The organism is Bacillus sp. mrc49 (assembly GCF_002803435.1).
The window spans coordinates 1-5790 of sequence record NZ_PHNG01000814.1 but is presented as its reverse complement, the minus strand read 5'-3'; the positions used below and the strand labels follow the sequence as shown (position 1 = coordinate 5790).

Below are 5790 nucleotides of genomic sequence, written 5' to 3'. Positions count from 1 at the left end.
ATGAGATGTTCCTTCAATTGCTTGATTTCCTCTGAAATGTTTTTCGATTGATCTCCTTCGTACGTGCCATTGCTTCCTTGAACCGTTATCTCCCGAATCCGCTGCATCGTGGAAACCGCTTCAGAAATGGTATCATCCGTACTGTCGATCCAATTTGTCGCCTCGGAAATATTGCTCTGATACTGTCCGATTTGATTCAAATTGGTACGGTATCCCATGCCCATCATGGCTGCAACGGGATCGTCGGATGGTTTGGAGAATTTCTTTTGAGAGGAAACCTGCTCTTGCAGCTTGGCCATCTTTTCGTAGCTGCCGCTTAAGTTGGTTAACATATTATTGGTTAGCATCGATTGCGTTACTCGCATGTTCATTCACTCCTCTTATCGGCCTACCGTGCCCATTCCGTTGATGATCTTATCGAGCATTTCGTCCATCATCGTCATCATCCTTGCAGAAGCGTTGTATGCCTGCTGGAATTTGATCATGTCCGTCATTTCTTCATCAAGCGATACGGAGCTGACGGAATCCCTATTTTGATTGACGGAAGTGGCAAGCACAACCGAGTTGGATAGGTTCTTTTGGGCGCTTTGGGAATCCACACCAAGCTTGCCGATGATACCGGCATAATACGTGTCGAAGCTTCCCGTCAATTCTTTTGAATTTTGGTCCTTCGTCGAGTACTCACTAAACGCCTTTTTCTTCAAGTCCGCCAGGAGTTTAGCGTTTTCATTGTCTCCGGATGCTCCGCCGCTTTTACCGCCTGCGGCAATCTTCGATGGATCTTTTATGATCTCGCCATTCACCTTGATGCTTTGGGCAGCGCTCTTACCTGATTCGATCTCGAAAAAGTTCAGGACTGATTGGTTGCCGTCGCCCAATGCATACCCCTGTTTGTGGATGGCATTGAACTCGTTCACGAAGGCAGCCGTCATATTATCGAGCTTTTTCAGCATATCCGGATAAGCTCCGCCGATCGTGCCATCAGCCTTTTTGTAACCAAAGCTGTTGATCAAGCCCGACAGTTCTCCTGAAAACTTGTAGTCCGTCAATGTTTTTGACCCGACTTTCACTCCATCGACCATGCCTGTCGTTTTGTCATAGCCGACTTCGACTTTCGACGTTCCCACCATCCCCGTTTGATTGACGCTGATCAGATTGATAGGGGGCTTATAGGAAGAACCATCCTCCTGCATCAATTCGATATTGTACAGTCCTGTCGCTACATCGCTGGCCCTGCCATAATCCGTCGGAATGACGTTTTGCACTTTTATGCTGACAAGCTGCGAGAGATTATCGACCAGAACGTCACGTTTATCATACAAGTCATTGGGGATATAGCCATGCGGCTCGACCTTGCTGATTTGTTGGTTAAGCTGATCGATGCTGCTGATGAGCGTGTTGATTTCGTTCGCTTTGACGTTGATCTGATTCCCGATATCCGTTTGGACGCTGGTTAGCGAGTTATAGTAGTAGTTCAAGGTATCTGCGACCATGACGCCTGTCGAGGCAACGACTTCACGCGCTCCTGAGTTTTCCGTGTTCGCCGTCAGCCCTTGCAGTGAATTCCAGAACTTCTCCATCGTGGCAGCCAATCCGCTGTCGGTCGGTTCGTTCATGACCCCCTCCATTTTGGTCAAGGATTCGCTCATCGCCCCGTAATACCCGATTTTATTGCTTTGTGTCCGATACTGAGCGTCGAGAAAGCTATCGCGGATACGCTGCACCGTTTCAGCCGCTACGCCCGTCCCGATTTGGCCGGCCACCCGCGGGCTGTTCATCCCGACAGTGGGGAAGCCCGGCGTCTGGACGAGGTTGACCCTTTGCCTTGAATACCCTAATGTATTGGCATTGGCTACGTTATTTCCTGTTGTGTACAAGGCTCCTTGTGAGGTAGATAATCCACGCTTGGCCGTCTCAAGACCCATAAAGGTTGAAATCATTTGCTCATGCCTCCTTTTCTTCCATTTCCTAAGCTTTTGAATCAAACATTGCCATGCCGCTTTTGGCAGGTTTTTTTACCGGGTTGCCGTAATTCAGGTTTTGATTCCGAGGCCTGAACATATCCAAAGAGACGTTGATGAATTGAAGCGACTGATAGATCAATTGCTGATTTAAACTGTTCCGCTCCTTCAGCTTAGCCACTTCTTCAATCAATTCCCCCTTTAGCCGGGCAAGCTTTTCCGTTTCGATCGGTCCTGTCAGTTCGGTTACGGTGTGGATGGAGGCAGGCTGCCCCGCTTTTCCACTTGCATGAAGAAATTCCGCGACAGCCCCTTCTCTATCCTTATCCGTTTGACTGATCGCTTTCATATGCTTTTGTTCCTGAATCAGCAGTTCCGTTATCGCTTCGGTATCATTCGCTTTCAAAAGGTCCGTTTTTCTTATCGCCAATTGATTGAAGCTTTTATGGAGCTTGATCAATTTTTCAAGCGACTCGATGATGTTCCGTACAGACATTTTGCTGCCTCCTCTCCTCATGAATGAGGGACGGAAATTGATGCCTTCCGTCCAATGCAATCATCTTTTAAAAATCATTTCCGGTAAAAATCGATCAGACCTTTAGCCGTCGCTTGCGCATTCAATTTATAAGTTCCATTCTCCACTTGCTTCTTCAGTTCATCCACTTTTGCTTGTCTTGCAGCAGGAATCGGAGATAATTGCTGCATTTCTTTTGCCGCTGAGGAAATTTCGACTTTATCCTTGGCATTGGCCTTGGATTCCTTGATATTACCTGCTTTATTGGCTTGAAGATTATACGGGTTAACACCTGTCACACCGACGTTATTGATTTTCATATTCCAGATCCTCTCCTTCGGTCGATTTTTCCATCCCAATTTACGATTTCCCAGACAGGCCATTGAAGTGGCTATGGACCGCATCATTCTCCCTATCATTATTATCGACAAGGATTGGATATCTTTTATGGTTTCCTGTTATCTTTCGTCCGACATCTATTGTCGAAAATTGTTCTCAATATCGAATATTTTAGCAAATCATGCAACATGTTTCCATGAATTACCCTTTTTGATCATCCTTCATGTAATAAGTATTTTTTTTCTCATTCCCGAAGGCCTTGCGCCTTTCTTCATCTTCGAATTCCTGCAAATCCGTACGCAGGGAATCGCTGCAATTGCCGCATAGCCTTCCGCTCTTGATAGGGGTGCCGCACTTTTCACAGGGAATCCCTAAATTAGGGAACTGCGAAATCCTTAGCTTACCTGTTTTCACGAATTTAATGATGAGCATTTCTTCCACACCAGTATCGTTTACCACTTGCATCATGGAGGCCGTTCGATTTATTTTCTTGCGAATATATGCATACACTTTATCATATTTAGCTTCTTCCTCTTTATGGCAGGCATCGCATACATCACGGAATTTAGTCATAACGAATAACGAATTACAGCTTGGACAGTTGGATATATCCATCAAGGTCCCTCCTTCACCATCACACCGATTATTGATTTGTACTGTATATATCGAATAATACGTACGATACTTTAGGAAGTTCTTAAAATTGTGCTATTTCACCTACTCAAAGTGATCGATGATACGGCTTTCGCCCCAGCGTTTTTCAAGGCTTTGGCAGCCTGCCTGAGTGTCGTGCCGGTTGTGTAAATGTCATCGATGACCAAAATCGATCGATCCCGCAGCAATTCCTCATTGATGACCTGGAAAACCTGCGGCAGCGTGATTCTTTCATGTCTTGATTTTTTTGATTGTTTTTCCGTATCGATCCGAGTCAGTACCTCGACTGTACGAATGCCAATAACATCCGCCAAAGCCTGTGCCTGGTTGAACCCCCGCTCCCTTAGCCGTTCAGCACTTAGCGGGATGCACGTCACAAGGTCATGCTCCATATCCTGCAGCACCTCCCTCAAATAGGGAACGAAAATCGCTGCCAATGCATAATCCCCGCGGTACTTATATTTGGCGATGATTTCTTTCAGGTGTTCATTATAGTGAAAAAGCGATATATTCTTGGACAAATAGCCGGACCACTCCTTATCCCTTTCCCATCTTGAGCAATCGAAGCAGGTGCCCCCACCGCTGTAATGGCCGTCCATCCCCCTTGAACACAATGAACATCTCTCCCCGGTTATCCTATCCAGTTTCGCCTCGCATCCTTTGCAGATCGCCTTGGCCTCGCCCCGCTTAAGCAATGTTCCCCATGTCAGGGCCTCCTTCATCGCTTCATCACAAACCAAACATCTACGCATCGAGCAACCCCCTTTTCAGGGCAGCCTCATTCATCATTCGGATGTGATGGATCGCCTCGATCATCGCTTTACTTTTACCATAGTGAAAAAAAGTGATCGTGCCGCAAGGGTGGGCCAAGCTTCTTCCAACCCGGCCGGCAATCTGCACGAGGGCGCTTTCTGAAAACACTTCATGCTCCGAGCCGATCACGGCCACCTCCAGGCGTTCGATTGTGACGCCGCGTTCCAGGATGGTCGTGGTCAATAACCCAGGAACCTCCCCTTTCCTTAATGCCAACACCCTTTCCTTTCGCTCTGGATGCTGTGAGTGGACGATTTTCAAGTTAGGAGACAATGTTTGAAATAGCGGAATGACCTGCTCCAGCACTTGTACGCTTGGAAAAAACAAGAGGAAGGGGATGTTTTTCAACAGACGTTCACTTACCCACCTGCTAATTACGGGGGGCATCTTTTTTTCAAGAAACCTTTTTCTCCAGTTCCCGCACCACTTCATTTCCGGAACAGGAATTGGCTGACGATGGTAACGGGCCGGGATGGTCACGGCTTTCAATTTACCGCTTCGATACAATCGCTGCATACGCTTCGAGGGCGTGGCGGTCAGGTAGATGGTTGCGGCAGAGGATTTTTTCGCCTTATTGACCGCATATTGCAGGGAATCATCCGCGGAGTAGGGAAACGCATCGACCTCATCGACGATGATCACGTCAAAGGCTTCAATGAAACGAAAAAGCTGATGAGTCGTGGAGATAATAAGCTGTGAGGATTTATGCCGCTCTGCACTGCCTCCATAAAGGGCGGCGACATCGATTTTTGGAAAGGCCTTTTTCAGTCTTGGTGAAAGCTCGAGAACGACATCTGTCCGCGGTGTTGCCAGGCAGATTCGTTTCCCGGCAAGCAGGGCTGTCTTGATGGCTGAAAATAAGACCTCCGTCTTGCCGGCACCGCAAGTAGCCAATTATGAATACTAAAAAATGCGAACCAAAAAAAAGAAGAGCACAACGTGTTCAGAAAAGTGCTGGTAACACTTTTTGAACCATTCGCCTAACTAGACTAGGCAAACTCCTGCTGTACCCTTCACATGCATTTTATTACAGATGCAGAAGGTTAGCAATGGTTTGTCATGAATCAAGCGAACCGTTGCTTTTCCTAAAGGGAGCAGATTTAGTATGAAAAAACGTATTGATGTAATTTCCAATGAAGAATCATATAACAACCTATCCTCTTTCACAGATATTGAAGAATTAAATAAAACGGTACGAGTATACAGAGACGTCATCCGTGTGGAAATTAAGCGTTCAGATGTCCAATCACGACTTATTGCCCTCCTGGAGCTTTTAAAGCGTTACAGCTGCAAGCAACTTGGTGTGAGCTACATGTGTAAAAATACGATTGCAGCCAAACTTGAACTTTCTTATAAAACAGTTCAACGTTTAATGAAGAAACTTGAAGACCTCGGCATGATCTGCCAGGTACCCATGAAGAGAAAAAAGGATATGATGCAAACAGCTAATGCTATTATCATTCAGCCTGTGAAAAATGAAATGACCGGCAAGCCCCCTGGGAAAGTGAC

Annotated in this window: 7 protein-coding genes and 1 pseudogene; 1 reads left to right on the top strand and 7 read right to left on the bottom strand. The window is 46.4% G+C overall.

The annotated features are described in order from the left end of the window. From flgL to CVN76_RS30725, 7 genes are all read right to left on the bottom strand, one after another. Positions 1–365: flagellar hook-associated protein FlgL (gene flgL, locus CVN76_RS30755; protein WP_100534301.1), on the bottom strand; the 365-nt coding region annotated here is incomplete at its 3' end. 15 nt (positions 366–380) lie between these two features. Continuing rightward, positions 381–1940 (bottom strand): flagellar hook-associated protein FlgK, encoded by a 1560-nt coding sequence (gene flgK, locus CVN76_RS30750; protein ID WP_100534300.1) that lies wholly within the window; start codon positions 1938–1940, stop codon positions 381–383. 28 nt (positions 1941–1968) lie between these two features. Further along, positions 1969–2457: a flagellar protein FlgN gene (locus CVN76_RS30745; protein ID WP_061141206.1), complete on the bottom strand. Its 489-nt coding sequence runs from the start codon at positions 2455–2457 to the stop codon at positions 1969–1971. 74 nt (positions 2458–2531) lie between these two features. Further along, on the bottom strand, positions 2532–2795 hold the full coding sequence (flgM, locus tag CVN76_RS30740; protein WP_061141207.1) for a flagellar biosynthesis anti-sigma factor FlgM: 264 nt from the start codon (positions 2793–2795) through the stop codon (positions 2532–2534). Positions 2796–3015: 220 nt separating this feature from the next. Continuing rightward, positions 3016–3429: a TIGR03826 family flagellar region protein gene (locus tag CVN76_RS30735; RefSeq protein ID WP_100534299.1), complete on the bottom strand. Its 414-nt coding sequence runs from the start codon at positions 3427–3429 to the stop codon at positions 3016–3018. A 98-nt stretch (positions 3430–3527) separates the two neighbouring features. Then, the gene (locus CVN76_RS30730; protein WP_100530117.1) at positions 3528–4220 is read right to left on the bottom strand and encodes a ComF family protein; all 693 of its coding nucleotides are present in this window, start codon (positions 4218–4220) and stop codon (positions 3528–3530) included. Next, the gene (locus tag CVN76_RS30725; RefSeq protein WP_100534298.1) at positions 4213–5175 is read right to left on the bottom strand and encodes a DEAD/DEAH box helicase; all 963 of its coding nucleotides are present in this window, start codon (positions 5173–5175) and stop codon (positions 4213–4215) included. The genes CVN76_RS30730 and CVN76_RS30725 overlap by 8 nt, the downstream gene beginning before the upstream one ends. 211 nt (positions 5176–5386) lie before the next feature. Here CVN76_RS30725 and CVN76_RS30720 point away from each other — a divergent pair. Continuing rightward, positions 5387–5790: pseudogene (locus tag CVN76_RS30720) on the top strand (helix-turn-helix domain-containing protein); the annotation flags it as partial.

Bases quoted from the DNA above. Each gene is read 5' to 3' on its own strand.
- flgK (WP_100534300.1), bottom strand. From the start codon at position 1,940: ATGATTTCAACCTTTATGGGTCTTGAGACGGCCAAGCGTGGATTATCT.
- CVN76_RS30745 (WP_061141206.1), bottom strand. From the start codon at position 2,457: ATGTCTGTACGGAACATCATCGAGTCGCTTGAAAAATTGATCAAGCTC.
- flgM (WP_061141207.1), bottom strand. From the start codon at position 2,795: ATGAAAATCAATAACGTCGGTGTGACAGGTGTTAACCCGTATAATCTT.
- CVN76_RS30735 (WP_100534299.1), bottom strand. From the start codon at position 3,429: ATGGATATATCCAACTGTCCAAGCTGTAATTCGTTATTCGTTATGACT.
- CVN76_RS30730 (WP_100530117.1), bottom strand. From the start codon at position 4,220: ATGCGTAGATGTTTGGTTTGTGATGAAGCGATGAAGGAGGCCCTGACA.